2 protein-coding genes are annotated in these 2,385 nt (G+C 39.2%); both read left to right on the top strand.

From position 1 onward, the window contains the following. Window positions 1-112 precede the first annotated feature (112 nt). Complete coding sequence (istA, locus tag ACWI_RS18300; RefSeq protein WP_070372888.1) at window positions 113-1,588, top strand: IS21 family transposase; 1,476 nt, start codon at window positions 113-115, stop codon at window positions 1,586-1,588. Continuing rightward, window positions 1,585-2,334 carry an IS21-like element helper ATPase IstB gene (gene istB, locus ACWI_RS18295; protein ID WP_207648664.1) on the top strand — a complete coding sequence of 250 codons (750 nt, stop codon included), beginning with the start codon at window positions 1,585-1,587 and terminating at the stop codon, window positions 2,332-2,334. The genes istA and istB overlap by 4 nt, the downstream gene beginning before the upstream one ends. Window positions 2,335-2,385: the final 51 nt, after the last annotated feature.

The following is a 2,385-nucleotide window of genomic DNA, read 5'->3' as shown; positions in this document are numbered from 1 at the left end:
TGTATATGATATTTTAATAGTGGTCCATTTTTGACAGATTTTTAGTTGAAAAATGGCCCACTATTTTAATTAATCCCCAAATATGAAATAATCATATTTGGAGGTGAAGGGAGTGTTAAATTTGATGGACAAACACGCAGTTATCCGACTCAAAAAGGAAGGGCATTCGAATCGGAGTTTAGAAAAAATGCTGGGAATCAACAGGAAAACAATTGGCAAATATTGGAATGATTATTTAAAGGATATGAGCCAATTAGAAACTGGCGATTGTGATCTTCGTGAAATTCAGGAAAAGATTGCAGCACCGCCTAAATACGATGTGTCAAAGCGGCAGTACCGAAAATATACGGAAGCTATGGATGAATTTCTAGATGATATCCTAGCATCTGAAAAAAAGAAGGATGCGATCCTGGGTACCCATAAACAAAAGCGAACCAATGAACAGATCTATCAGCTGGTACTAAAAGAAGGGTTTGCTATCAGTCAGTCAACCATCTCAAACCACATCAGAATAAAGCGTGATAAACACAAAGAATGCTTTATCCGACAGCAATACGATTTTGGAGACCGCCTGGAGTATGATTTTGGTGAAGTCAAACTGGTCATTGATGGAACTGTTCAGACGTTGCATCTGGCGGTTCTTTCCTCACCGGCTTCAGATTTCAGATGGGCCTATCTGTATAAAAATCAGAAGAAAGATGTCTTCATGGATTCACATGTGCGATTTTTTAAAATGACCGGCGGAATCTACAAAGAAGTGGTCTATGATAACATGAGAAATGTGGTTGCGAAATTTATTGGAAGAAGTGAAAAGGTATTAAATCCGGATCTTTTAATTCTATCCAATTATTACGATTTTCGGATTAATGTGACAAACTGCTTCAAGGGGAATGAAAAAGGGCATGTGGAAGGCAGTGTCAAGATCATCAGAAATCAGGTCTTTGCGGAAAAATACGAGTTTTTCAGCTATGAGCAGGCTTGCCTCTATCTGGAAAACCGACTGATTAAAATGAATGAAAAAAGCGGCATAAAAGATGAAGTCAAAGTGCTACAACCAGCACCACCTCCGTTTGAACTTGGTAAACTGTCGGAACCAAAAGTGGATACCTACAGTTTTGTTCAGGTAGAAAACCGGTTGTATTCCGTACCGGATTATCTGGTGGGAAAAAAGGTGACCGTTAAATCCTATGTCGATGTAGTTAAAATTTATGCCAATACGCACTTTGTTTGTGAGCATAAAAAGAAAGATGGCGATAATGAGATCAGCATCGACATCAATCACTACCTGCACTCATTATCGAAGAAACCAGGGGCCCTTCGAAACTCACTGGCTCTAAAAAGCATACCACTGCTTAAATCCATCTTCGATAATCATTTTAGTACAAATCCCAAAAGATTCATAGAGATTTTAATCAAAAATCATGATAAAAGTATGGAAGAATTACTTTCAGTCTTTAAAGACTATGATGTTTTCACAGATGGCGTGGATCCGATCGATACCAATCCCAGTCAAAAGATTATTGCCATTAAAACAAGAGAACTGATTGCTGGATATAAAAATTTATGTGTGGGAGGACAACGATCATGATGAATGTGAAAGAAATGTCCATGGAACTGAAATTGTCGTATATCCGCGAAAATAGTGAGGCTTTAATCGAAGAAGCCCGGCATCTTGGTCTTGATCATCGGGAATTTCTCATGCTTTTTTTAGAACGGGAAGTTTTAAGGCGGAAAGAAAACGGGATTGCCCGGAGGCTTCGTCAAGCGCGCTTTACCAATCGGAAATATCTGGAGGATTTTGACAAATCCAAATATCCTCCAGAAGTTCGCCATAAATTTGAAAGCCTTGAAACCCTGAAATTCATTGACCACAAAGAAAATATTATTTTGATGGGAACACCCGGCTGCGGAAAAAGCCACTATGCAGTTGCTCTTGGCATTAAAGCCTGTATGGCCAGTAAAAGTGTTCTGTTTATTTCGATCCCCAATCTGATTATCGAACTCCGGGAAGCCATGAGTTTGAATCAGGTCAGCAATTACAAACGGAACTTCGAGAAATATGATCTGGTCGTTTTAGATGAACTGGGATATGTTTCATTTGATAAAGACGGCTGTGAGATTCTCTTTAATTTATTATCCAATCGAAACGATAAAGGTTCGATTATCATTACCACCAACCTGGCCTTTGAGCGATGGGAAGAAATATTTAAAGACACCATGCTAACTGGTGCAATCATTGATCGCCTTGCCCATCGGGCACATATCATGGACTTTTCCCGTGAGATCAGTTATCGGATGGAGGATACCATCGCCTGGCTAAAGAGCACCAACTAGTGGACCACTTTTGAAATAAAAATCTGGACCATTTTTCACTTGACGAAAGCA

It is taken from the genome of Acetobacterium wieringae, from assembly GCF_001766835.1.
Lineage (GTDB): Bacteria > Bacillota > Clostridia > Eubacteriales > Eubacteriaceae > Acetobacterium > Acetobacterium wieringae.
This window is presented reverse-complemented; position numbering and strand designations above follow the sequence as displayed.

Bases quoted from the DNA above. Each gene is read 5' to 3' on its own strand.
- istB (WP_207648664.1), top strand. From the start codon at position 1,585: ATGATGAATGTGAAAGAAATGTCCATGGAACTGAAATTGTCGTATATC.